Annotated in this window: 22 protein-coding genes; 18 read left to right on the top strand and 4 right to left on the bottom strand. The window is 67.7% G+C overall.

Annotated features, from left to right (window positions below; genetic code table 11):
• Positions 1 to 7 precede the first annotated feature (7 nt).
• The 3 genes from MVF76_RS06595 to MVF76_RS06585 form a co-directional block, all read right to left on the bottom strand.
• Positions 8 to 496, bottom strand: coding sequence for a peroxiredoxin (locus MVF76_RS06595; protein ID WP_297528007.1), 489 nt, complete (start codon positions 494 to 496; stop codon positions 8 to 10).
• Between the two features lie 11 nt (positions 497 to 507).
• The gene (locus MVF76_RS06590) at positions 508 to 1,038 is read right to left on the bottom strand and encodes a glycine cleavage system protein R (RefSeq protein ID WP_297528006.1); all 531 of its coding nucleotides are present in this window, start codon (positions 1,036 to 1,038) and stop codon (positions 508 to 510) included.
• Between the two features lie 64 nt (positions 1,039 to 1,102).
• Positions 1,103 to 2,182 carry a galactose-1-phosphate uridylyltransferase gene (locus tag MVF76_RS06585; RefSeq protein ID WP_297528005.1) on the bottom strand — a complete coding sequence of 360 codons (1,080 nt, stop codon included), beginning with the start codon at positions 2,180 to 2,182 and terminating at the stop codon, positions 1,103 to 1,105.
• Between the two features lie 141 nt (positions 2,183 to 2,323).
• On the opposite strand from MVF76_RS06585, the gene dapA reads away from it, so the two are divergent.
• The 7 genes from dapA to MVF76_RS06550 all read left to right on the top strand — a co-directional run bounded on the left by dapA (position 2,324) and on the right by MVF76_RS06550 (position 13,030).
• Positions 2,324 to 3,202 (top strand): 4-hydroxy-tetrahydrodipicolinate synthase, encoded by an 879-nt coding sequence (gene dapA / locus MVF76_RS06580; RefSeq protein ID WP_297528004.1) that lies wholly within the window; start codon positions 2,324 to 2,326, stop codon positions 3,200 to 3,202.
• Positions 3,203 to 3,230: 28 nt separating this feature from the next.
• Complete coding sequence (bamC, locus tag MVF76_RS06575; RefSeq protein WP_297528003.1) at positions 3,231 to 4,337, top strand: outer membrane protein assembly factor BamC; 1,107 nt, start codon at positions 3,231 to 3,233, stop codon at positions 4,335 to 4,337.
• A gap of 34 nt (positions 4,338 to 4,371) precedes the next feature.
• A complete protein-coding gene (locus tag MVF76_RS06570; protein ID WP_317622943.1) occupies positions 4,372 to 5,136 on the top strand; it encodes an MBL fold metallo-hydrolase in 765 nt (254 codons plus the stop codon).
• Between the two features lie 104 nt (positions 5,137 to 5,240).
• Complete coding sequence (locus tag MVF76_RS06565) at positions 5,241 to 7,256, top strand: methyl-accepting chemotaxis protein (protein ID WP_297528002.1); 2,016 nt, start codon at positions 5,241 to 5,243, stop codon at positions 7,254 to 7,256.
• 144 nt (positions 7,257 to 7,400) lie between these two features.
• A complete protein-coding gene (gene purL / locus MVF76_RS06560) occupies positions 7,401 to 11,288 on the top strand; it encodes a phosphoribosylformylglycinamidine synthase (protein ID WP_297528001.1) in 3,888 nt (1,295 codons plus the stop codon).
• Positions 11,289 to 11,355: 67 nt separating this feature from the next.
• Positions 11,356 to 12,288: a protein-methionine-sulfoxide reductase catalytic subunit MsrP gene (gene msrP, locus MVF76_RS06555; RefSeq protein ID WP_297528000.1), complete on the top strand. Its 933-nt coding sequence runs from the start codon at positions 11,356 to 11,358 to the stop codon at positions 12,286 to 12,288.
• A 121-nt stretch (positions 12,289 to 12,409) separates the two neighbouring features.
• On the top strand, positions 12,410 to 13,030 hold the full coding sequence (locus tag MVF76_RS06550) for a sulfite oxidase heme-binding subunit YedZ (protein ID WP_411293549.1): 621 nt from the start codon (positions 12,410 to 12,412) through the stop codon (positions 13,028 to 13,030).
• A 165-nt stretch (positions 13,031 to 13,195) separates the two neighbouring features.
• Here the strand turns inward: MVF76_RS06550 and ettA are convergent, their stop codons facing one another.
• The gene (gene ettA / locus MVF76_RS06545; RefSeq protein WP_297527998.1) at positions 13,196 to 14,860 is read right to left on the bottom strand and encodes an energy-dependent translational throttle protein EttA; all 1,665 of its coding nucleotides are present in this window, start codon (positions 14,858 to 14,860) and stop codon (positions 13,196 to 13,198) included.
• Positions 14,861 to 15,073: 213 nt separating this feature from the next.
• On the opposite strand from ettA, the gene glyA reads away from it, so the two are divergent.
• The 11 genes from glyA (at position 15,074) to MVF76_RS06490 (ending at position 24,387) form a co-directional block, all read left to right on the top strand.
• Complete coding sequence (gene glyA / locus MVF76_RS06540) at positions 15,074 to 16,330, top strand: serine hydroxymethyltransferase (RefSeq protein WP_297527997.1); 1,257 nt, start codon at positions 15,074 to 15,076, stop codon at positions 16,328 to 16,330.
• A 91-nt stretch (positions 16,331 to 16,421) separates the two neighbouring features.
• The gene (gene nrdR, locus MVF76_RS06535) at positions 16,422 to 16,925 is read left to right on the top strand and encodes a transcriptional regulator NrdR (protein ID WP_297527996.1); all 504 of its coding nucleotides are present in this window, start codon (positions 16,422 to 16,424) and stop codon (positions 16,923 to 16,925) included.
• 82 nt (positions 16,926 to 17,007) lie between these two features.
• Positions 17,008 to 18,111, top strand: a complete 1,104-nt coding sequence (gene ribD / locus MVF76_RS06530) for a bifunctional diaminohydroxyphosphoribosylaminopyrimidine deaminase/5-amino-6-(5-phosphoribosylamino)uracil reductase RibD (protein WP_297527995.1) — start codon at positions 17,008 to 17,010, stop codon at positions 18,109 to 18,111.
• A 353-nt stretch (positions 18,112 to 18,464) separates the two neighbouring features.
• Positions 18,465 to 19,121: a riboflavin synthase gene (locus tag MVF76_RS06525; protein WP_297527994.1), complete on the top strand. Its 657-nt coding sequence runs from the start codon at positions 18,465 to 18,467 to the stop codon at positions 19,119 to 19,121.
• Positions 19,122 to 19,198: 77 nt separating this feature from the next.
• Positions 19,199 to 20,302 (top strand): bifunctional 3,4-dihydroxy-2-butanone-4-phosphate synthase/GTP cyclohydrolase II, encoded by a 1,104-nt coding sequence (gene ribBA, locus MVF76_RS06520; protein WP_297527993.1) that lies wholly within the window; start codon positions 19,199 to 19,201, stop codon positions 20,300 to 20,302.
• A gap of 46 nt (positions 20,303 to 20,348) precedes the next feature.
• Positions 20,349 to 20,825, top strand: a complete 477-nt coding sequence (gene ribH, locus MVF76_RS06515) for a 6,7-dimethyl-8-ribityllumazine synthase (protein ID WP_297527992.1) — start codon at positions 20,349 to 20,351, stop codon at positions 20,823 to 20,825.
• Between the two features lie 5 nt (positions 20,826 to 20,830).
• Positions 20,831 to 21,280, top strand: a complete 450-nt coding sequence (nusB, locus tag MVF76_RS06510) for a transcription antitermination factor NusB (RefSeq protein ID WP_297527991.1) — start codon at positions 20,831 to 20,833, stop codon at positions 21,278 to 21,280.
• Positions 21,281 to 21,324: 44 nt separating this feature from the next.
• Positions 21,325 to 22,284 carry a thiamine-phosphate kinase gene (gene thiL, locus MVF76_RS06505; RefSeq protein ID WP_297527990.1) on the top strand — a complete coding sequence of 320 codons (960 nt, stop codon included), beginning with the start codon at positions 21,325 to 21,327 and terminating at the stop codon, positions 22,282 to 22,284.
• Entirely contained in the window at positions 22,284 to 22,766 is a 483-nt protein-coding gene (locus MVF76_RS06500; protein ID WP_297527989.1) for a phosphatidylglycerophosphatase A family protein, read from the top strand. The genes thiL and MVF76_RS06500 overlap by 1 nt, the downstream gene beginning before the upstream one ends.
• A 62-nt stretch (positions 22,767 to 22,828) precedes the next feature.
• Positions 22,829 to 23,530, top strand: a complete 702-nt coding sequence (locus tag MVF76_RS06495; protein WP_297527988.1) for a retropepsin-like aspartic protease family protein — start codon at positions 22,829 to 22,831, stop codon at positions 23,528 to 23,530.
• A 194-nt stretch (positions 23,531 to 23,724) separates the two neighbouring features.
• Complete coding sequence (locus MVF76_RS06490; RefSeq protein WP_297527987.1) at positions 23,725 to 24,387, top strand: flagellar brake protein; 663 nt, start codon at positions 23,725 to 23,727, stop codon at positions 24,385 to 24,387.
• Positions 24,388 to 25,013 lie beyond the last annotated feature (626 nt).

Raw genomic sequence — 25,013 nt, 5'->3', positions numbered from 1 at the left:
GGTCCGTTCAGGCCTTGCCGCGGGCGGCCTTGTTCAGATCCTTGACGGCCTGAAGTACCTCGTCGACATGGCCCGGCACCCTGACCTTGCGCCATTCCCGGACCAGCCGGCCCTCCGGGTCGATGAGGAAGGTGCTGCGTTCTATGCCCATGACCTTGCGGCCATACATGTTCTTTTCCCGGATGACGTCGAACTGGCGACAGACCTTTTCCTCGGTATCGGACAACAGCTCGAAGGGCAGGTCCTGTTTCGCCTTGAAGTTCTCGTGGCTGCGCAGGCTGTCGCGGGACACGCCCAGTATGACCGTATTCTGTCGCTTGAACTTGCTGAAACTGTCGCGGAAGTCGCGTGCCTCGTTGGTGCAGCCCGGGGTGCTGTCCTTCGGGTAGAAATAGAGCACCACGTTCTTGCCGCGCAGGTCCGACAGGCGGATTTCCCTGTCGCCGGTGGCGGGCAGTCTGAAGTCGGGTACCTTCTTGCCGACGCTGACGCTCATGATGGCCTCTCTCAGTTCTTGGCGGGTTCGATGACGGCGTCCAGGTTGAGCTGGTCGCAGAAGTCCATGAATTCCTCGCGCAGGCTGGCGATGTGGGTGCTCGCCGGCACATCCACCGTCATGTGCACGGCGAACATGGGGGTGCCGGTATGCGGCGCGGCGTAGCTGCTGGTGGCCAGATCCTGGATGTTGATGCTGCGCCGGGAGAAGAAGTTGGCCAGCCGGTGCACGATGCCGGGGTTGTCGAGGGCCACCACGTCCACGGCATAGGGCAGCAGGTCCCGTGCCGGCTCGCGCGAGGCGGTGCGCCGCGTGGTAATGACCATGCCCAGTTCCTCGCCCAGTGCCGGCAGTGCCGTCTCCAGCCTGGCGATGCTGTTCCAGTTGCCGGAAACCAGCAGAATGATGGCGAATTCGCCGCCCAGCACGGTCATGCGGCTGTCGGCAATGCTGCCCTCGTGGTCCAGGATGCAGCGCGAGATGCGGTCGACCAGTCCGGGGCGGTCTTCGCCCACGGCCGAGATGACGAGATAGTTGCTCATGGTGACTGGCAGGGCCTCCGCCCGGGTTCGTCCTGCTGCAAGTCTACCACCGCCGGGCTGCGATTCAGTCGAGTTCGACCGCCCTCAGCCGCGCCGCGGCCTCCTCGGGGCTGATGGTGGTGACGAACAGACCGGAGCCGAGCTCGAAGCCGGTCGGGATCGAGGTCCGCGGGCAGATCTCCAGGTGCCAGTGATAACTCTGTCCACAGTCCTCGTAGTCCTCTCCCCGCGGCCGCGAGTGCAGGAAATAGTTGTACTGGGCGCCGCCGATGACGGCGTCCAGACGCGCCATGGTGCGTTGCATCACCTGGGCCAGGTCGCGGCGGTCGGCGTCGGTGATCTCCAGGAAGTCGCTCTGGTGGTTCAGGGGCAGGATGTGCACCTCCCATTCGAAACGGCTGGCGAAGGGCTTGATGGCGATGAAGCGCTCGCCCCGTTCGACCACGTACTGGCCGACATTGATCCTGCGCCGTATCTGCCCAGAGCTGCGGTCGTAGATGGTGGCCTCGAAGGTCAGCGCCTCGTCGATCAGGGCGCAGAACACGCAGTGGTGGTTCTCGCGGTAGTAGGCGCGGCTGTGGGTGATCTCGTTGTAGACATTCTCCGGCACTACCGGCATGGCAATGATCTGGCTGTGGGTGTGGGCGATGCTGGCGCCCGCGGCCGGGCCGAAGTTCTTGAACACCAGCACGTAGCGCAGGCGGGGGTCGGCATCGTAGAGCTGCTGCATGCGGTCGCGGTAGGCGCCGAACAGCAGGGCAAGGTGGTCATGGCTCATCTCGTGCAGGGCGATGCCATGGTCGCGATGGTCGATGAAGACCTCATGACGGCCGTAGCCCTCGATGGCCTGCTGCAGTCCGAATACCAGATTGCTGGACTGGCGGTCGTCACCGAGCACGGGATAGAGGTTCTCCACCAGCCGGATCCGCCAGTCGGCCTCGTCCGGCCAGGCCTGGATGGTGGGTGGCGTCATGTGCTCGTTGCCGGCGCAGAAGGGGCAGGTGTCCACGTGCTTGCGGGTGTCCCTCGGGGCGGGAGCCTCCTCCTTGCGCGGACGCATGGAACGCGCGGTGGCCACCAGCACCGACTCGCTCGGCACGATGGGGTTGATGCGGATCTCGCGTATGGCCTCGTCTTCCTGCATGTGGGTGTGTCTCCTGGCTTTTTCGGCAAGCATACTAGAGCGCCGGCCCCCGCTGCCAGCGCCGGCGGCTGCCTTGTCAGGGGTGAGGCGGGCAAGTAGTATGTGGCCGGTTCAGGGCCCCGACATTCACGGAGCAGGTACATGTTTCACGGCAGCATGGTCGCGCTGGTCACCCCGATGCGGGAGGACGGGGCGGTCGACGACGACAGTCTTGCCGGTCTGATCGAATGCCACGTCAGCCAGGGGACCGATGCCATCGTTGCCGTCGGCACCACCGGTGAGTCGGCCACCCTGGACGAGGAAGAACACTGTGCCCTGATCCGCCGCTGCGTCGAGCTCGCGGCCGGCCGCCTGCCGGTGATCGCCGGCACCGGCGCCAATGCCACCAGCGAGGCCATTCGGCTGACCCGCTGCGCCATGGAGGCCGGCGCGGATGCCTGCCTGCTGGTCACCCCCTATTACAACAAGCCCACCCAGGAGGGCCTGTACCAGCACCACAAGACGGTGGCCGAGGCGGTGCCGATCCCGCAGATCCTCTACAACGTGCCCGGGCGGACGGCCTGCGACATGCGCCCGGAGACGGTCGAACGGCTGTCGCACATCTCCAACATCGTCGGCATCAAGGAGGCCACCGGCGATCTCGACCGTGCCCGCGCCATCCTCGACTGCTGCGGCGAGCGGCTGGATCTCTACAGTGGCGACGACGCCACCGCCATGGAGCTGATGCTGATGGGCGGCAGGGGTGTGATCTCGGTCACCGCCAACGTGGCGCCGCGGGCCATGCACGAGCTGTGCGAGGCGGCGCTGTCCGGCGACCGGGCGCGCGCCGAGGCCATCAACCACCGGCTGGAGGCGCTGCACCGTGACCTGTTCGTGGAAGCCAATCCGATTCCGGTGAAGTGGGCGCTGGCCGAGATGGGGCTGATCCCGCCCGGATTGCGCCTGCCGCTGACCCCCCTGTCACCGCAGTATCACGATCGCGTGCGCGCGGCCCTGCGCCAGGCCGGCGTGCTCGAATGAACCGCTTCACATACAGGTAACCGTGCCCATGTCCAACATGCTTCGACTGCTTCCCGGCCTGCTGGCCGCCACCCTGCTGGCCGGTTGCGGCACGCTCGACAAGGTGATGCCCAAGAAGGTGGACTACAAGCAGAGTCGCAGCGAGCCGCCGCTGGAGATCCCGCCGGACCTGTCCGCCAGCGGGCTCCAGGACAGCATGGTGGTGCCCAGCGCCACCTATTCCGAGTACGCCGCCAGCGGTGCCGCGCCCCGCCCGGAACAGTCCAGAGTGCTGCCCGTGCAGCCGGACATGCATATCGAGCGTGACGGCGACGCGCGCTGGCTGGTAGTCGAGGCGCCGCCGGAGAAGGTCTGGCCGCGGGTGCGAGAGTTCTGGCTGAAGAACGGGTTTCTGCTGACCGTGGACGATCCACAGGTCGGCATCCTCGAAACCGAGTGGGCCGAGAACCGCGCCGACATCCCCCAGGATCCGATCCGCCGCACCATCGGCAAGGCGCTCAACTTCCTCTATTCCGCTGCCACCCGCGACAAGTTCCGGGTGCGCATGGAGCGCACCGCCCAGGGGACCGAGATCTATCTGTCCCATCGCGGCATGGAGGAGGTGGTCGAGGGTACCCCCGACGAAAGTACCGGCACCATATGGAAGCCGCGCGCCAGTGATCCGGAACTGGAGGCCGAGATGCTGAAGCGGCTGATGGTGTTCCTGGGCACCGAGGAACAGAAGGCCGCCGCCCAGCTGGCGCAGGCACGCGCCGCCGGCCAGCCGCGGGCCACCCTGGTCACCGACACCGGCGGCCAGACCCTGCTCAAGGTGCACGAGGATTTCTCCCGCGCCTGGCGACGCACCGGCATCGCCCTGGACCGGATCGGCTTTGCGGTCGAGGACCGCGACCGCTCGCAGGGGCTGTATTTCGTACGCTACCGGGATCCGCTGGCCGAGGACCGCAACAAGGGTATCCTGTCGAAGCTGGCCTTCTGGCGCGACCGGACGCCGGACGAGGGCACGGCCTACCGTGTCCGCCTCGTCGGCGAGGGCGGCGAGACCCGCGTTACCGTGGAGGATGTCGAGGGTCGCCGGGACAACTCCCGTACCGCGCGGCGCATCCTCACCCTGCTGGAGGAACAGCTCAAGTGAGCCATGCCGTCCGGCTGGCGGGGCGCGGGGCCTGATGCGTTTTGCTTCGCTCGGCAGCGGCAGTCGGGGCAATGCCACACTGGTCGAGGCCGGCAACAGCCGGGTGCTGATCGACTGCGGCTTCTCGGTGGCCGAGACCGAGCGCCGGCTGGGCCGGCTGGGGCTTGCCCCCGGCGACATCGACGCCCTGCTGGTCACCCACGAGCACAGCGACCATATCCGTGGTGTGGCGCCCTTCGCACGCCGCCACGGCACGCCGGTGTGGATGACGGCCGGTACCGCGCTGGCCACGCGTGACACCGACCTGCCCGTGGTCGAGTGGCACTCCGGCCACGAGTCCTTCGCCATCGGCGACCTCGAGATCACGCCCTTTCCCGTGCCGCATGACGCGCGCGAGCCCTGCCAGTTCGCCTTCTCGGACGGCGCCCGTCGCCTGGGCGTGCTCACCGATCTGGGCGCGCCCACGCCCTGCGTGGTGGCGGCGCTGGACGCCTGCGATGCCCTGGTGCTGGAGTGCAACCACGATCCCCATCTGCTGGCGTGCGGCCCTTATCCGCCGGCCCTCAAGGCCCGGGTGGGCGGTGGCCTGGGACACCTGAGCAACGGCCAGGCCGCGGAACTGCTCGGGCGTCTCGATTGCAGCCGGTTGCAGCACCTGGTGGCTGCCCATCTCAGCGAGAAGAACAATCGTCCCGCCCTGGCCCGGGCCGCACTCGCCGATGCGCTCGGCTGCGGCGCGGACTGGATCGCGGTGGCCGAGCAGGACACGGGGCTGGACTGGCGGATGATTGCCTCATAACCCCGCGCACGTACGGGAATTTCGGATGCGGGCCGCCGGTAAAGCCCTGCATCGGTCTGCCGACACAGTGAATGTCCGCAGGACGAATCACTGCCGGAGGCATCATGAAAAACCCGCTGCACCACCTCACCATGCGCCAGAAGTCCTGGCTCGGCTATGGCAGCCTGCTGGCGCTGCTGCTGGCGATATCGGCCATTGCCTTTCTGGGCCAGTCCCGGGTCGAACGCCAGATCGCGCGCATGGTCGACGAGCAACAACCGGTCGTGCTGGATTCGCTGGCGGTGACCGGGGAACTCAACGAAGCCGCCGGCGCGCTGGGGTTCTATCTCCTGAGCGGCGAGGCGCAGCATCGCGAGGCCTACGAGCGGGCGTTGCAGGCGACCCGCAGCCGGCTGGCGACGCTTGCCGGTCGCGTGGCGGGGGATGACGAGGCTGCCGAACTGCTGGCCGAAATCGACAAGGGCGTGGCGCAGTTTGGTGTCGAGGGCAGCGAGCTGCTGGCGCTGGTCGGCGACAACGCGCGGAACATCCCCGCGATCGCCTATGCGTCGGAACACCTCAACCCGCTTGCCCGGCAGATGCTGAACCTGCTCACCCAGATGATCCTCTCCGAGCAGGAAGAGCCCGCCGACGCCACCCGCAAGCAGCTCATGTCGGATGTGCACGATTTGCGTTACGCCTGGGCCAATGCCTTGGCGGCGATGCGGGGCTATCTGGCTTTCCGTGGCCATGCGCTGGAAGAGCTGAACATGTATCTGGAGGATGTCGGCAAGCGGATGGAGCGGCTGCGCGCCTTTGGCGAGCTGCTGACCTTCGATCAGGAGGACAGCCTCGAACAGTTCGCCGGGTTCTATGAGCAGTATGTCGCGAACGCCCGCAAGCTGAGCAGTTTCGAGGCCGAAGGGCGCTGGCGCACCGATGCCTGGCTGGTGCGCGAGCGCCTCGGCCCCCTGGTGCGGGAGATCGGGGACGACCTGGAGCGCCTGGCCGGGTACGAACGCCAGCGTATCGAGGATACCAGCGTAGCACTCCGTGCCGACATGGCAGATGCCCGTCTGGTGGTGGGCGGATTGGCTGTGCTGGGCCTGGTGCTGGGGCTGCTGGTCGCCTTCCTGGTCGGCCGCCACACGGTGGACCCGGTACAGCGCCTGCGCGAGGTCTTCCAGGAATTCGCCGACGGCGAGGGGGACCTGACCCGGCGGGTGCCGGTCGAGTCCGCCGACGAGTTGGGTCAGGTTTCGCGCTATTTCAACAAGATGATGGACGACCTCCAGGGCATGATCCGGGAAGTGGCCGGGGTCGCCGGCGAGGTGGCCGACCGCTCCCGGCAGGCCAGCGACGAGGTGGCCGTGGTGGCCGGGAACATCACCCAGGGGGCGGACCGTGCGCGCAGTACCGCGACAGCCACCGAGGAGATGTCCGCCACCAGCGCGGAAATCGCGCGCAACGCCGAACTGGCCAGCGAAGAGGCCGGCAAGGCGCGCGACGAGGTTCAGTCCGGTGCCGACATGGTGCGCGACATGGCGCGTCGCGCCCATGACATGCATGCCCAGATTCGGGCCCTGCAGGAGCAGGTGGACGATATCGGCACCAAGGGGCGCAACATGCTGGACATGGTCGCGGTCATCAACGAAATCGCTGACCAGACCAACCTGCTGGCGCTGAATGCCGCCATCGAGGCCGCCCGTGCCGGCGAGTTCGGCCGCGGCTTCGCGGTGGTGGCCGACGAGGTGCGCCAGCTTGCCATGAAAACCCAGCAGTCCACCGCCCAGATCACCGACCTACTCAAGGCCAACGAACATTCGAGCAAGGAGCTATCGGGGGTGATGGGCAACGTCTCCAACGTCACCGATTCGCTCATCGGCAGCGTGGACCAGACCTCGACGACCATCGAGCGCGTGGCCGGCAGCGTGAACGCCATGACCGACCTGGTGTCCCACATCGCCCACGCTGCCCGCGAGCAGTCCACCGCCACCCAGGAGATCGCCGGCCACGTGGAGGAGATGTCGCGCATCGAGGACGAGAACGCGCAGCTCACGCGCGAGGTCGAGGGCTTCCTGGGCGAGCTGGCCGGGGCCTCCTCCCGCCTCGACGGCCTGGTGGGGCGCTTCAGCGTGTAGGCCACAAATCGGGCCTGTTCTCCCCGCTGCCCTCGCTGGTTCGGGCGGGTCTCTTCCAGTATCATTCGGCCCTTCCCGAAGGGGCCTCGGGCGCCCACCGGCCGAGGCCCCTTCGACCGTCAAGGTTCTGAATCGAGGCCCGTCATGCTGCACCTGCCCGGTGGTCCGGCGCTGTCCCCCTTCCGCACCCGCAAGCTCATCGAACGTGCCCGCGAGGCCGGCGTCCCGGTCACCGCGATCCATGCCGAGTACCAGCACTTCATCGACCCCGAGCGCCGGCTGAGCGAGGCCGAGCGCCGGGTGCTGGAGGGGCTGCTGAGCCATGGACCGGCGCGGGTGGATGCCCCGGAGGATGCGGCGCTGTTCCTGGTGGTGCCGCGGCTGGGCACCATCTCGCCCTGGGCCAGCAAGGCCACCGACATCGCCCACAACTGCGGGCTGGGCATGATTCACCGCATCGAGCGCGGCATCGCCTACCGGGTGACCGCCGAGGCGCCGCTGGACGCTGCCGCCCGCGAGCGCCTGCTGCCCCTGCTGCACGACCGCATGACCGAGACGGTGCTGAACAGCATCGAGGATGCCGAGGTGCTGTTCCGGGTCACCGAGCCTGCGCTGCTGGAGACGGTCGACCTGCTCGGCGGCGGGCGCGACGCGCTGCTGGTGGCCAACCGGGCCTGGGGCCTGGCCCTGTCCGACGACGAGATCGACTATCTGGTGGAGAACTACCAGGCGCTGGGCCGCAATCCCACCGACGTCGAGCTGATGATGTTCGCGCAGGCCAATTCCGAGCACTGCCGGCACAAGATCTTCAACGCCAACTGGGTGATCGACGGCGAGCCGCGCGAGGAAACCCTGTTCGGCATGATCCGCGAGACCTATCGGGCCAGTCCCGAGGGCGTGCTGTCGGCCTACAAGGACAATGCCGCAGTCATCGAGGGTCACCCCGCGCGCCGTTTCTATCCCGGGCCCGACGGGCGCTATGCCGCGCACGACGAGCCCGCGCACATCCTGATGAAGGTGGAGACGCACAACCACCCGACCGCGATTTCGCCCTTCCCGGGCGCGGCGACCGGTTCCGGCGGCGAGATCCGCGACGAGGGCGCCACCGGTCGCGGCGGCAAGCCCAAGGCGGGCCTGGCCGGGTTCTCGGTGTCCAACCTGCGTATCCCCGGCTTCGAGCAGCCCTGGGAGACCGACCACGGGCGCCCCGATCGCATCGTCTCCGCGCTGGACATCATGATCGAGGGGCCGCTGGGCGCGGCCGCCTTCGGCAACGAGTTCGGCCGTCCCAACCTCTGCGGCTACTTCCGCACCTTCGAGGAGAAGGTGCCCGGCCCCGAGGGCGAGGAAGTGCGCGGCTACCACAAGCCGATCATGATCGCCGGCGGCTACGGCAACCTGAAGGCCGAGCATGTAGAGAAGGGGCGTATCCCGGTCGGTGCGCAACTGATCGTGCTCGGCGGCCCGGCCATGCTCATCGGCCTCGGCGGCGGGGCGGCGTCGAGCATGGATTCCGGCGCCAGCGCCGAGGACCTGGACTATGCCTCGGTGCAGCGTGGCAACCCCGAAATGGAGCGCCGCTGCCAGGAGGTCATCGACCGCTGCTGGGCGATGGGCGAGGACAATCCCATCATCTCCATACACGACGTCGGCGCCGGCGGCGTGTCCAACGCCCTGCCGGAGCTGGTTCACGACAGCGGCCGTGGCGGCCGCTTCGAGCTGCGCGCCTTCCCCAACGACGAGCCCGGCATGTCGCCGATGCAGATCTGGTGCAACGAGTCCCAGGAACGCTACGTGCTCGCCGTAGCGCCCGAGCGGCTGGAGGCATTCCAGGCCCTGTGCGAGCGCGAGCGCTGTCCCTTCGCCGTGGTCGGCGAGGCCACGGAGGACGAGCGGCTGGTGGTGGGCGACGGCTATTTCGACAACAATCCCGTCGACCTGCCACTGGAGATGCTGCTGGGCAAGCCGCCCAAGATGTTGCGCGACGTGCATCACCGGCCCTTCCACAAGCCGGAGTTCGAGACTGCGGGCATCGATCTGGCCGATGCCGTGGCGCGCGTGCTGCGCCTGCCCGCGGTGGCCGACAAGACCTTCCTCATTACCATCGGCGATCGCAGCGTGACCGGCACCGTGGTGCGCGACCAGATGGTCGGTCCCTGGCAGGTGCCGGTGGCCGATGCCGCCGTCACCACCACCGACTACGAGGGCTATCGTGGCGAGGCCATGGCCATGGGCGAGCGTACGCCGGTGGCGCTCCTGGATGGTCCGGCCTCGGGGCGCATGGCGGTGGGCGAGGCCCTGACCAACATCGCCAGCGCCCCCATTGCCGAGCTGCGCCAGGTACGGCTGTCGGCCAACTGGATGGCGCCGGCCGGCCATCCGGGCGAGGATGCGAAGCTGTTCGACACCGTGCGCGCTGTCGGCAAGGCGCTGTGCCCGGAACTCGGCATCGCCATTCCGGTGGGCAAGGACTCGCTGTCGATGAAGACGGTGTGGGAGGAGAACGGAGAATCGAAGGCGGTGACCGCGCCGCTGTCGCTGATCGTGACCGCCTTTGCACCGGTCACCGACGTGCGCCGCACACTTACTCCGCAGTTGCGGCTGGACCGGGGCGACAGCGCACTGCTGCTCATCGATCTGGGCAAGGGCCACAACCGCCTCGGCGGTTCGGCGCTGGCGCAGGTCTACAAGCAGATCGGTCATCACCCGCCGGATCTCGACGACCCCCGGGCCATGAAGGCCTTCTTCGCCGTCATCCAGGCACTCAATGCCGACGGCCTGCTGCTGGCCTATCACGACCGTTCCGACGGCGGGCTGCTGGCGACCCTGTGCGAGATGGCCTTCGCCGGCCACTGCGGGCTGGACGTCGATCTCGCCGGGCTGGGCGAGGACGCCATCGCCGCCCTGTTCGCCGAGGAGCTGGGGGCCGTGGTGCAGGTGCGCGCCGATGATCTGCAGACGGTGCGCGAACGGCTCAAGGCCGCCGGCCTGGGCCGGCACAGCCACGTCATCGGGCATCCTGCCGCGGACGATCGACTGCGTTTCCGGCAGGGCGACCGGCTGCTGTTCGAGGCCGCGCGCGGCGAGCTGCACCGCATCTGGTCGGAGACCAGCTATCGCATGCAGGCGCTGCGCGACAACCCCGAGTGCGCGCAGCAGGAATACGACCGGCTGCTGGATGCGGCCGATCCCGGCATCAGCGTTGCCTTGTCCTTCGATCCCGCGGAAGACGTCGCCGCCCCCTTCATCGGTGGCGCGCGGCCGCGGCTGGCAATCCTGCGCGAGCAGGGCGTCAATGGCCAGCTGGAAATGGCCGCGGCCTTCGACCGCGCCGGCTTCGACTGCATCGACGTGCACATGAGCGATGTCCTTGCCGGGCGCATCGCGCTGCACGACTTCAAGGGACTGGTCGCCTGCGGCGGCTTCTCCTACGGCGACGTGCTCGGTGCCGGCCTCGGCTGGGCCAGGACCATCCTCTTCAACAACGCGGCCCGCGATGCCTTCGCCGCTTTCTTTGCGCGCGACGACAGCTTCGCCCTGGGCGTCTGCAACGGTTGCCAGATGCTGGCCGGCCTGCGCGAACTGATCCCCGGCACCAGCAGCTGGCCACGCTTCGAGCGCAACCTCAGCGAGCAGTTCGAGGCGCGCTTCTCGCTGGTGGAGATCGACGAATCGCCCTCCATCCTGCTGGCCGGCATGGCCGGTTCGCGGATGCCCATCGCCGTCGCCCACGGCGAGGGCCGGGCCGAGTTTGCCGATGCCGCCCAGCTCGCCGGCCTGCGCGACGCCGGCCAGGTGGCGCTGCATTACGTGGACAACCGCGGCCGCGCCACCGAGACCTACCCCTTCAATCCCAATGGATCGCCGCAGGGCATCACCGGGGTCACCAGCCTCGACGGCCGTGTCACCATCATGATGCCCCACCCGGAGCGTGTGTTCCGTACCGTGCAACACTCCTGGCATCCGGACGACTGGGGCGAGGACGGTCCCTGGATGCGCATGTTCCGCAACGCCCGGGTGTGGGTGGGCTGACCCCGAGGGAACTGCCCGCCCCGGAGGGGGTCGGAACAGCAACAGGCCCGGCCGCCGAGGGGAATCCATGTCCAGACGCTTTCGACCGCCGCCCATCCCGGCATCGGAAATCACGCCCGAATCCGTGTACCGCGAGCGGCGCCGCTTCCTGCAGGGCGCGGGGCTGATCGCGGGCGCCGGGCTGATGCCCGCCGCGGCCTCCGCGGCGCTGTCGGTGGCGGGCTACCGTGTCGCCGAGGGCGAGCGGGACGAACTCACGCCCTTGCGCCATGTCACCGGCTACAACAATTTTTATGAATTCGGCACCGGCAAGGAGGATCCCGCCGACGAGGCGCACCGCCTGCAGACCGATCCCTGGTCGGTCACGGTCGAGGGTGAGTGCCTGAAGCCCGGCACCCTGGCGCTGGAGGACTTGGTGTGTCCCCATGCGCTGGAGGAACGCATCTATCGCCTGCGTTGCGTGGAAGGCTGGTCGATGGTGATTCCCTGGATCGGCTTCGAGCTGGGGCCGCTGCTCAGGCGCTTCGAACCCACGGCGAAGGCGAAGTTCGTCGAGTTCCAGACCCTGCACGATCCCGAACAGATGCCCGGCCAGCGCTGGCCCATCCTGCGCTGGCCCTATGTCGAGGGCCTGCGCATGGACGAGGCCCTGCATCCGCTGACCATTCTTGCCGTCGGGCTCTACGGCAAGGTGCTGCCCAACCAGAACGGCGCGCCGCTGCGGCTGGTGGTGCCCTGGAAGTACGGCTTCAAGAGCATCAAGTCCATCGTCCGCATCCGTTTCGTGGAACGGCAGCCGGTGAGCACCTGGATGCGCGCCGCGCCGAAGGAATACGGTTTCTATTCCAACGTCAATCCGGAGGTCTCTCATCCGCGCTGGAGCCAGCGCACGGAGCGCCGCATTGGCGAGTTTCGCAAGCGCCGGACCCTGATGTTCAACGGTTATGGCGATCAGGTGGCGCAGTTGTATGCGGGCATGGACCTGCGGAAGTATTTCTGAAACTGCGGGCGCGCCACGGAAAACACCGAACCCTGGATGGCGGCCGGCGCAGCCCCGATGAAGCGCAGTGAGATTCCGGGGCAGCGCCCTTTCGGCCCGTTCCCTGTACCCTTGTGGCCAGATGTTGATGAAATCCCGGCAAATCCTGAAGCCTTCGCTGTTTCTTGCCTGTCTGCTGCCGGCGGTCTGGCTGCTGTTTGCGCTGCTGACCGACCGCCTGGGCGCGAACCCCATCGAGGCGGTGACCCACGAGACCGGGCAGTGGACGCTGCGCCTGCTGCTGCTGACCCTGCTGATGACGCCGTTGCGGCAGCGCTTCGGCTGGGGGTGGCCGATCCGGGTGCGGCGCATGCTGGGCCTGTTCGCCTTCTTCTATGCCAGCCTGCACCTGCTGACCTATCTCTGGCTCGACCAGTTCTTCTTCTGGGACGAGATCCTGCGCGACATCATCAAGCGGCCCTTCATCACCGTCGGCATGCTGGGGTTCCTGCTGCTGGTGCCGCTGGCCGTGACTTCGACCAACGACATGATGCGCCGCCTGGGACGGAACTGGAAGCGGCTGCACCGGCTGGCCTATGTGGTGCCGGTGCTGGGAGTGCTGCACTATCTGTGGCTGGTCAAGGCGGATCTGCGCGAGCCGCTGGTCTATGCCGTGCTGCTGGTGGTGCTGCTCTGGCAGCGGCGGCCGGCTGTGCGGGACAGGCAGGTGCCGGCGGTGCGGCGAGGTACGTCCGGCGCGTGAGGTCGGATGCGGCGGGGGTAACTCCGCGGGTGATGATGGGCACGCTGCGCTTTGCCCATCCTACGGATCCGGTCAGCCGTAGGATGGGCAAAGCGCAGCGTGCCCATCACGGGACCGTGCCCTGCATGTTTCGGGTTGTGTCGACCGAAAGCGATGCCCGGGCGTCTACGCCAGCTTCTTGTAGCGGATCCGGTGCGGCTGCTCGGCGTCGCTGCCCAGGCGGCGCTTGCGGTCGGCCTCGTAGTCGGCGTAGTTGCCCTCGAACCATTCCACATGGCTGTCGCCCTCGAAGGCGAGGATGTGGGTGGCGATGCGGTCCAGGAACCAGCGATCGTGCGAGGTCACCAGCACACAGCCGGGGAAGGCGAGCAGGGCCTCTTCCAGCGCGCGCAGGGTTTCCACGTCGAGGTCGTTGGTGGGCTCGTCGAGCAGCAGCACGTTGCCGCCGCTCCTGAGCAGCTTGGCCAGGTGCACGCGGTTGCGCTCGCCGCCGGAGAGTTCGCCGACGCGCTTCTGCTGGGCGCTGCCGGCGAAGTTGAAGCGGGCCACGTAGGCGCGCGACGGCGTCTCCCAGCGGCCGACACGGATGATGTCCTGGCCGTCGGAGATTTCCTCCCACACCGTCTTGTCCGGGTCCAGCGCATCGCGTGACTGGTCGACATAGGCCAGCTGCACCGTCTCGCCCATGCGCAGTTCGCCGCCGTCCGGCTGTTCCTGTCCGGTGATCATGCGGAACAGGGTTGTCTTGCCGGCGCCGTTGGGGCCGATGATGCCGACGATGGCGCCGCGCGGGATGTTGAAGTTGAGGTCGTCGATCAGCAGGCGGTCGCCGAATCCCTTGCGCACGTGCCGGGCCTCGATGACCAGGTCCCCCAGCCGTTCGCCCGGCGGAATGTAGATCTCCCGGGTTTCGTTACGGGCCTGGAATTCCTGCGACTGCAGTTCCTCGAAGCGCTGCAGGCGTGCCTTGCTCTTGGCGTGCCGGCCCTTGGGATTGGAGCGCACCCACTCCAGTTCCTCCTTGATGGCGCGCTGCCGCGCGTCCTGTTCCTTGCGTTCCTGTTCGAGGCGCTTTTCCTTGGCCTCCAGCCAGGCGGAGTAGTTGCCCTCGAAGGGGATGCCCCGGCCGCGGTCGAGTTCCAGGATCCAGCCGGCCACGTTGTCGAGGAAGTAGCGGTCATGGGTGACCGCGACCACCGTGCCGGGGAACTGGTGCAGGAACTGCTCCAGCCAGGCGACCGACTCGGCATCCAGGTGGTTGGTGGGTTCGTCGAGCAGCAGCATGTCGGGGTTCGACAGCAGCAGCTTGCACAGCGCCACCCGCCGCCGCTCACCACCGGACAGTTTGGTGACGTCCGCGTCCCAGGGCGGCAGCCGCAGCGCGTCGGCCGCGACCTCGAGCTTGTGATCGAGATTGTGGGCGTCGGCTGCCTGGATGATGTTCTCCAGCAGCGCCTGCTCGGCGGCCAGGGCGTCGAAGTCGGCATCCGGCTCGGCATAGGCGGCGTAAACCGCGTCCAGTTTTTCCTGCGCCTCCTTGATCTCGCCCAGCCCTTCCTCGACATTGCCGCGCACATCCTTGTCGGGGTTCAGCTCCGGCTCCTGCGGCAGATAGCCGATCTTGATGCCGGGCTGCGGCCGGGCCTCGCCCTCGATCTCGGTGTCGACGCCGGCCATGATGCGCAGCAGGGTCGACTTGCCCGCGCCATTGAGGCCCAGCACGCCGATCTTGGCGCCGGGGAAGAAGGACAGCGAGATGTCCTTGAGGATCCAGGTCTTCGGGGGCACCAGCTTGCCCACCCGATTCATGGTGTAGACGTATTGCGCCATGGGAGGGTCCGTTTTTTTCGGAGATTGAAAGGCAGGCCCAATTATAGGAGTCGTATGGGAAGGGCAGCAATGGCCGCTGCCTAATCCATCGCCGCCTTGCGGATTCCGGGGTGGGTCCATGAGGTCTGCCAGAGTCACCCGGATTCCGGTATCATGGCCGTTTCCGCCGCCCGGAGGGCGGGCGGCGGGGACGCCAGATACGGGAGTGACCGAATGTTCGGCAAAGACATGCGCATCGCGGGCTTCGACGAGGAGTTGTGGGCCGCCATCCAGGCCGAGGAGCGCCGACAGGAGGAGCACATCGAGCTGATCGCCTCCGAGAACTATGCCAGCCCGCGGGTCATGGAGGCGCAGGGTTCGGTGCTCACCAACAAGTACGCCGAGGGCTACCCGGGCAAGCGCTACTATGGCGGCTGCGAGTACGTGGACATCGCCGAGCAGCTCGCCATAGATCGGGCCAAGGAACTGTTCGGTGCCGACTACGCCAACGTCCAGCCCCATTCCGGCTCACAGGCCAATGCCGCGGTCTATCTCGCGCTGTGCGCGCCGGGCGACACCATTCTCGGCATGAGTCTCGCCCACGGCGGGCACCTGACCCATGGCTCGAAGGTCAACTTCTCCGGCAAGATCTTCAATGCCGTCCAGTACGGCCTGAATCCCGAGACCGGCCTGGTCGACTACGACGAGATCCAGCGCCTGGCCAGCGAGCATCGGCCGAAGATGATCGTCGGCGGCTTCTCCGCCTATTCGCGCACCCTGGACTGGAACATCTTCCGCGAGATCGCCGATTCGGTGGGCGCCTACCTGTTCGTGGACATGGCGCACGTCGCCGGCCTGGTGGCCGCCGGTCTCTATCCCAGCCCGGTGCAGATCGCCGACGTGACCACCACCACCACCCACAAGACCCTGCGCGGCCCGCGCGGCGGCCTGATCCTGGCCAAGGCCAACCCGGAAATCGAGAAGAAGCTCAACTCACTGGTGTTCCCCGGCACCCAGGGCGGCCCGCTGATGCATGTCATTGCCGCCAAGGCAGTCGCCTTCAGGGAAGCTCTGCAACCCGAGTTCAAGGCCTACCAGCAGCAGGTGCTGGTCAATGCCCGGACCATGGCCGAGGTGTTCATGGAACGCGGCTATGACGTCATATCGAAGGGTACCGACGATCACCTGTTCCTGGTCAGCTTCATCGAGGCCGGCCTCACCGGCAAGGACGTGGATGCCTGGCTGGGCGCGGCCAACATCACGGTGAACAAGAACGCCGTGCCCAACGATCCCCAGTCGCCCTTTGTCACCAGCGGCATCCGCATCGGCACCCCGGCCATGACCACCCGCGGTTTCGGCGAGGCCGAGGCCCGTGAACTCGCCGGCTGGATGTGCGACATCATCGATAGCCGTGGCGACCAGGCCGTGATCGAGTCCGTCAAGGGCAAGGTGCTCGATCTCTGCAGGCGCTTCCCCGTCTACGAAAAATAGATACAAGATGCAAGATACAAGATACAAGTTGGAGGAGATCGATCTTCGATCGGTTTACATCTTGCATCTTGTATCCTGTATCTGAATCCAGATGCACTGTCCCTTCTGCGGCGCCGAGGAAACCAAGGTCATCGATTCGCGACTGGCCAGCGAAGGGACGCAAGTGCGCCGGCGGCGCGAGTGCCTGAGCTGCGGCGAGCGCTTCACTACCTTCGAGCAGGCGGTGCTGGTCATGCCGCGCATCGTCAAGCGCGACGGCACCCGCGAGCCCTACAACGAGGAAAAGATGCGCGCCGGCATCCTGCGCGCGCTGGAGAAACGGCCTGTGGCGACCGAACAGGTCGAGGCGTCCATCGAGCGCATCCAGCACCGCCTGCACGCCGCGGGCGAACGCGAACTCTCCTCGCAGCAGCTCGGAGAATGGATCATGGACGAGCTGCGCTCCCTCGACCAGGTCGCCTATGTGCGCTTCGCGTCCGTGTATCGCAGCTTCCAGGATGTCAACGCCTTCCGCGAGGAGATCGAGCGCCTCGAACGCGAGCCCACACCCGAGGAGCGGCGTGACCAGATTCCGCTGATACCGGATGAGGAGTGAGGCGTGAGGTGTGAGGCGTGAGGAAAGGGTTGCGGGAACCGCACGGCTTGCGGACACTCCTTGCCTAACGCCTGACCGATCCATGGCAACCGCCGACGACCATCGCCACATGGCCCGCGCGCTGCAACTCGCGCGCCGCGGGTTCTACACCACCGACCCCAACCCGCGGGTGGGCTGCGTGCTGGTGCGCGACGGCGAGGTGGTGGGCGAGGGCTGGCACCGGCGCGCGGGGGAGCCGCATGCGGAGATCCATGCCCTGCGCGCGGCGGGCGAGCGGGCGCGTGGCGCGACCGCCTATGTCACGCTCGAACCCTGCGCCCACCAGGGTCGCACACCGCCCTGCAGCGAGGCCCTGGTCGAGGCCGGGGTGGCGCGAGTGGTGGCGGCGATGCGCGACCCCAATCCCCAGGTCGCGGGCAAGGGGCTGCAGCGGCTGGAGGCGGCCGGCATCGAGACCGAGACCGGGGTGCTGGAGGCCGAGGCCGCGGCCCTGAATCCGGGCTTCATCCGCCGCATGCAGCGGGGCCGGCCCTGGGTGCGCTGCAAGCTGGCCATGAGCCTCGACGGCCGTACGGCCATGCGTTCCGGCGAGAGCCGGTGGATCACGGGTGACGCGGCGCGGGCGGACGTGCACCGGCTGCGCGCGCGCAGTTCGGCCATCGTCACCGGCGCCGGCACGGTGCTGGCCGACGATCCCTCGCTGACGGCGCGACTGCCGGCGGACGAAGGGCCGGTCGAACAGCCGCTGCGGGTGGTGCTGGATAGCCATCTCGCCATGCCGCCGACCGCGCGCATGCTGTCGCTGCCGGGGCAGACGCTGGTGCTGACCGCCCGCGACGCCGGCGGCCACCGCGCCGAACTGGAGGCCGCCGGCGCCGAGGTGCGGGTCATGCCCGCCCGCGACGGCCAGCTGGACCTGGAGGCCGTGCTCGACGAGCTGGGTCGCCGCGAGATCAACGAAGTGCTGTTCGAGACCGGCGCCGTGCTCGCCGGCGCCGTGCTCCGCGCCGGCCTGATCGACGAGCTGATCCTTTACATGGCGCCGCACCTGATGGGCGACGAGGCCCGGGGCCTGTTCCACCTCCCAGGCGTGTCGCGCATGGACCAGCGCATCCCGCTGGCGATCCGTGACATCCGCGCCGTCGGCCATGACTGGCGGATCACGGCGGTACCGGAGCCGCGTTGATCGATGGCCACGGAATCCGCCGAATCCACTGAGACCGCATGGGCCGGGCAGTGTGCCTGAATAGTGAAAGCGGATGGATCCCGTGGATCCAGTGCTGTCGGATCGGAATGAGAGAAACGGCCACGGAATCCACCGAACCCACTGAACCCGACTATGCCGGACAGTGTGTTTGAATAGTGAATGCCGGTGGATCCCGTGGATTCAGTGGCTATCGGATCGGAATGAGAGAAACGGCCACGGAATCCACTGAACTCACTGAACCCGAGTATGCCGGACAGTGTGTTTGAATAGTGGATGCCGGTGGATCCCGTGGATTCAGTGGCTATCGTGGAAACGTTGACAGGAAGCAGACCATGTTCACCGGAATCATCGAGGCCGTGGGCGAGATCGCCGCACTGGAGCCGAAGGGCGCGGACCTGCGGGTGCGGGTTCGCACCGGCAAGCTGGACCTGTCGGACGTGGCGCCCGGCGACAGCATTGCCGTGTCCGGTGTCTGTCTGACGGCGGTCGAGCTGCCCGGCGACGGCTTCCGGGCGGATGTCTCGGGCGAGACGCTGGCGCGTACCGTATTCGGGGACTTTCGCGTGGGCACGCGGGTGAATCTGGAAAAGGCCCTGCTGCCGACCACCCGGCTGGGCGGACACCTGGTCAGCGGCCACGTAGATGGCGTGGGCGAGGTGGTGGAACGCCGCAGCGACGGACGCTCGGAGCGCTTCCGCATCCGGGCGCCGGCGGCGCTGGCGAAGTACATCGCGGAAAAGGGTTCGATCTGCGTCGACGGGGTCAGCCTGACAGTGAACGCCGTCGACGGCGCCCTGTTCGACCTGAACATCGTGCCCCACACCCTGGCTGAAACCACCCTCGACGAATACCGGCCGGGGCGGAAAGTGAATCTGGAAGCGGATATCATAGCCCGTTACCTGGAACGACTGCTGCTCGGCGAGCGGGCAGCGGCCGGGGGCGGCCTCGGCGAGGCCTTCCTCGCCGAACACGGATTTCTGAAGGAGTGAGGCAAGAGGCGTGATGCGCAGGCCAGTAGGGATGTTCTCTCCACGCCCTCACGCCTCACCCCTCACCGGAAGAAGACATGGCGCTGAACACGACCGAAGAACTGATCGAGGATATCCGTCAGGGCAAGATGGTCATCCTCATGGATGACGAGGACCGCGAGAACGAGGGCGACCTGGTGATGGCCGCCAGCGCGGTCACGCCTGAAGACATCAACTTCATGGCCAGGTATGGCCGGGGGCTGATCTGCCTGACCCTGACCCGCGAGCGCTGCCGGCAGCTGGGGCTGAATCCCATGGTGCAGGACAACAGCGCCGCGCTGGGTACCGCCTTCACGGTCAGCATCGAGGCCGCCGAAGGGGTAACCACCGGCATCTCCGCGCACGACCGCGCCGTCACCATCCAGAAGGCGGTGGCGCCGGACGCGCAGCCCAGCGATCTGGTACAGCCGGGGCATGTCTTCCCGCTGATGGCGCAGCCCGGTGGCGTGCTCACTCGTGCCGGGCATACCGAGGCCGGTTGCGATCTGGCGCGCCTGGCGGGGCTGGAGCCGGCGGCGGTGATCGTGGAGATCCTCAACGAGGACGGCACCATGGCGCGGCGACCCGACCTGGAGAGGTTCGCCGCCGAACATGGTCTGAAGATCGGGACCATTGCCGATCTCATCCACTACCGCATCGAGAACGAAAAGACGGTGGAACGGGTCAGCGAGTGCCTGCTGCCCACGGCCCATGGCGAATTCCGGCTGGTGGCCTACGAGGATTCCATCGACAAGAACGTCCACCTGGCCCTGTTGCACGGTGATATCGACCTGGAGGAGCCGGTGCTGGTGCGGGTGCATGTGCAGCGCACCCTGTGTGATCTGCTCGATGCGACGGTCAGTGACTGTGGCTGGCCGCTGCGCAGTGCCATGGAGCGCATCGCGCAGGAAGGCAGCGGCATCGTCATCGTGCTGGGCAAGCCCGAGGATCCGCAGGCGCTGATCCGCCGCATCGAGCACTACCGCGACCAGGGTGCGCATACCGAAATGCCCAAGCGCCTGCGCGAGGAACTGCGGACCTATGGCATCGGCGCACAGATCCTCGCCGATCTCGGCGTGAAGCGCATGCGGGTGCTGAGCGCGCCCAAGAAGATGCACGGCATCACCGGCTTCGGCCTGGAAGTGACCGAGTACGTGTACTGAAATCCCCGGCGGGCGCGGCGGCCCGCTTCAGCTCTGGAGACGAACGATGAGCAAGATCAAGGAATACGAGGGCCGGATGACGGCCAGGGGCGCCCGCTTCGCGCTGCTGGTGTCGCGCTTCAACAGCTTCGTGGTGGACAGCCTGCTGGCCGGTGCCATCGACACCCTCAAGCGCCACGGTGCCGAGCCCGAGAACCTGCACGTGATCCGGGTGCCGGGCGCCTTCGAGATGCCGCTGGCGGCGAAGCGGCTGGCGGCGCAGGGGCGCTATGACGCCATCATCGCGCTGGGCGCGGTGATCCGTGGCGGCACGCCGCATTTCGAATACGTTGCCGGCGAGTGCACCAAGGGGCTGGCCCAGGTGGGCATGCAGTATGACCTCCCCGTGGCCTTCGGCGTGCTGACCGTGGATACCATCGAGCAGGCCATCGAACGCGCCGGCACCAAGGCCGGCAACAAGGGGGTGGAGGCCGCGCTGTCGGCGATCGAGATGGTCGATCTGCTGCGCGAGCTGGGAGACTGAGGGCGATGGCGGCGGCCCGCGGCAATCCGCAGGCGGCGGCGCGTTCGCGTGCCCGGCGGCTGGCCCTGCAGGCCCTGTACCAGTGGCAGATGACGGCCACCGATCCCGGCGAGCTGCTGGCCCAGTTCGAGCATTCGGACGAGTACCGCGGCGCCGACGGCGAGTACTTCCGGGAGCTGGTGCAAAGGGTCATCCAGGACGTCGCGGAGATCGATGGTCTGTACCGGCCCTATCTGGACCGCAAGCCCGACGAGGTCGACCCGGTCGAGCGCGCCGTGCTCAGGCTGGCCACCCGCGAGCTGCGCGACCGCATCGACGTGCCCTATCGCGTGGTGCTCAACGAGGCCGTTGCCCTGACCCGCAAGTTCGGTGCCGAGCAGGCACATACCTTCGTCAACGGCGTGCTCGACCGGGTGGCGCGCGACCTGCGCCAGGTGGAGTACCAGGGGCGGTAGTGCCGGTGCCGGACGCACAGCCAGAGACCGAGTCCGACACAACCATGCCCGGCGAATTCTCCCTCATCGATCGTTACTTCGCGGGGCTCACGCCGCCGCGGGACGATGTGCGCCTGGGCATCGGCGACGACGCCGCCCTGCTGGCGATGCCGGCGGGGCAGGACCTGGTGCTGGCCACCGATACCCTGGTTGCCGGCGTGCACTTCCCCGGGGCGACCGCGCCCGAGGCGGTCGGTCACAAGGCGCTGGCGGTCAATCTCAGCGACCTCGCGGCCATGGGCGCCGAGCCGGCCTGGGCCACGCTGGCGCTCACCCTGCCCGAGGCCGACGCGGCCTGGCTGGCCGGGTTCGCCGCGGGCTTCGGCGCGCTGGCCGCGGCCCATGGCGTCGCGCTGGTCGGCGGCGACACCACCCGCGGCGCCCTGACCGTCACCGTCACCCTGGCCGGCCGGGTGCCCAGCGGCGAGGCACTGACTCGTGCCGGGGCACGGCCGGGTGACGGCATCTGGGTCACCGGCAGCCTGGGCGATGCCGGCATGGCACTGGCCCTGCTCGAGGCCGGAAAACCCGTGCCCGAGGCGCTGCGCCGGCGGCTGGACCGGCCCGAGCCGCGGCTGGCCGCCGGCCGGGCCCTGCGCGGGCTGGCGACCGCCGCCATCGACGTCTCCGATGGCCTGGCGGCAGACCTGGGGCATCTGCTTCAGGCCAGCGGCGTGGGCGCGCGGGTGGCGGCCGAGCGGCTGCCACGCTCGGCGGCCCTGCGCGCGGCGCAGGCGGACGAGGCGGAGGGTCTGCGGCTCGCCCTCGGCGCCGGCGACGACTACGAGCTCTGCTTCACCCTGCCGCCGGCGGCCGAGGCGGCAATGAACACCCGCATGGCGGCCATCGGCTGGCCGGTGACGTGGATCGGCGAGATCGAGGCCGAGCCGGGGCTGCGGCTGATCGACGCCGACGGCCGGGAACGGCCGGCACCCGGCGGCTTCGACCATTTCGGAGGCCCCTGATGGCAGGCCCCGTCCCCCTGCGGCTGCTGCGGGATCCGGGCCACCTGCTGGCCTTTGGCCTCGGCAGCGGCCTGGCCCCGGTGGCGCCCGGTACCTTCGGCACCCTGGCTGCGCTGCCGCTGTGGTGGTTGCTGGCGCAGCTGCCGCCGGCGGGCTACCTGCTGGCGACGCTGGCGGCGGCCGTGGGTGGCATCTGGCTCTGCGGCCGGGCCGCGCGCGCCCTGGGCGCGCACGATCACCCGGGCATCGTCTGGGACGAGGTGGCGGGGCTTTTGGTGACGCTGGCCTTCGTCCCGCCCGAGTGGCCCTGGGTGGTGGCGGGCTTTCTTCTGTTCCGGCTCTTCGATATTGTCAAACCCTGGCCGATCCGGGTTCTGGATCAACGTGTCGTTGGAGGAATCGGGATCATGGCCGATGACCTTGTGGCAGGTGCCCTGGCGGCAGCCTGCCTGGGGCTGGCCCAGGCGCTGCCGGTTCCCTGACAAACGGAGCGGTCGCCGGGTGGCGGCCGGGCCACTGTCGGTTCGGAAACCAGGCAGCGAGGATGGACGAGAAGAGGATGGATACGGATCCGGCCGGACAGGTGGACACGTCCTTGCGAAAGTGGATCACCACCGGTTTTTTCCTGCTGGTATGGGGGATCCCGGTTCTGGCGGCCGACATCGAGGTGCTGGCGCTGTTCGGGCAGCAGGCCATCGTGCGCGTGGACGGCGTGCAGCACAGGCTGCGGATCGGGCAGCGCACCCCCGACGGCCTGGAACTGGTGGCGGTGGAGGACGGTGCCGCGCGTTTCCGCCACGAGGGCCGCGAGTTGCGGGTCCGGCTCGGCGCGCGGGCGCGGGAGCTGGGGGAAGCAGCCCGGGCCGATGCCGGCGCCCAGGTGGTCATCTGGCGCGATCGTGGCGGCATGTTCCGTACGATCGGCAGCATCAATGGCTTTCCAGTGAAGTTTCTGGTCGATACCGGGGCCTCGATGATCGCCATGAACGGCGATCAGGCGCGCCGCCTGGGTATCGACTTTCGGGTCGAGGGCGAGCCGGTACGGGTCATGACCGCCTCGCGCGCGGAGCCGGCCTGGCGCATACGCCTGGATCGCGTCCGGGTGGGCAGCATCGAACTCAACAATGTCGAGGCCGTGGTGCTGGAAGGGCCGAATCCCCGTGAGCTGCTGCTGGGCATGTCCTTCCTGGGGCGGTTGCGGCTGGCCAACGAGGGTGACCACCTGGTGCTGAGGAAGCGTTATTAACCCGGCAATCCAATATATCGTGTTCAGGATGCAGAGAAAGGCGCTGAACAAGGCGTGGCTCGCAGGCAATGGCCCCAGCCCTTGGCAAGCGCCACAACGCCGGGCAGGGGCTTTCTCTGCATCCCTGACAGGTTCAAGATCAAGGGGAAGGCCCGGCTGAACACGACATATTGGGTTGCCGGGTTAATACTGACATGGAAAGGGAAACCGGGCTTCGTCTCAATGTAGGTGATCCGCTGCAGCTGCAGTTCGTCGGCCACGACGAACGCAAGTTCGCGGCCAAGGTCATCGGCTATCTGCCGGGTGGCAGCGTCATCATCACCACGCCCAGGGTCGACCGCAAGGTGATGCTGGTGCGCGAGGGCCAGCCGCTGGTGGTGCGCATGATGTCGGGCCGCAACTGCTATGCCTTCAACAGTCAGATCCTGTATTCCGCACTGCGGCCCTACCCGCACCTGCATCTGGCCTATCCCTCGGAACTGGAGAAGATCGTGGTACGCAAGGCGGTGCGGGTGCGGGCCGACCTGCCGGTGAGCGTATCCCACCCCAGCCCCGACGATCCCGCGAAGATGCAGGACAGCCGTGCCACGATCGAGGACATCAGCACCGCCGGTGCCCTGGTCAGCAGCGACCGGCCCATCGCCCGGGCGGAGGACCTGCTGGTCATCACCGCCCGCGTGCCTGTCGCCGGTGTGGAGAAGTACATGAAGCTCAATGCCCTGGTGCGTTCGGTGAGAGAACAGCACGACGATGCCGGCGAGATCGTTGCCTGGCACTATGGCGTCGAGTTCCAGATGGTCGAGGAGATGGACGCCATCCTGCTGCATGGCTATGTGTACGAGCAGATGCAGCAGTGACTGCATTGGACGACGCAGCCAGAGCGAGCGCGCGCCCGTCACCCCGCGTAGGATGGGCAAAGCGAAGCGTGCCCATCAGAAAAACCACAAGAGCGCCACGGACGACACGGAAGGCACGGACAGATCGAATGTCCGCCCGCTCACCCCGCGTAGTCACCCCGGGGCAGGATGGGCAAAGCGCAGCGTGCCCATCGGAACCTCGCAAGAACGCCACGGCCGACAAGAAAGGCACGGACAGAAGAATGATGCCGGGCTGGCTGGCGGCCAGCCCGGCCACCGACCCGGATTCGGGTCCCCTCTGCCGCCCCGAGCATCGCAGCGGGACGCGGATCAGGCCGCGCGAGTGTCTGAGCGCAGCGAGTTGCGCGCGGCCCCGCGGCCCGCGAGAAGCGCAGGGCACCCGAAGGGGGCGGCAGCGGGGCGGCCTTTCTTTTGGTTACTTTTCTTTGGCCGGGCAAAGAAAAGTAACCCGCCCGGCAGGGGCGGAAAAAAGGTGGAATGGTTCACTCCCGCCTGGTGGTGCGAACCGGCACTCGGTTGATGGGCACGCTTCGCTTTGCCCATCCTGCTCCGGGGTGACAGAGCGGACACTCACTCTGTCCGTGCTTTCCGTGTCGTCCGTGGCG

Source organism: Thiohalobacter sp., from assembly GCF_027000115.1.
GTDB lineage: Bacteria > Pseudomonadota > Gammaproteobacteria > Thiohalobacterales > Thiohalobacteraceae > JALTON01.
The sequence above is the reverse complement of the archived record's forward strand: the minus strand, read 5'-3'. Positions and strand labels throughout refer to the sequence as shown.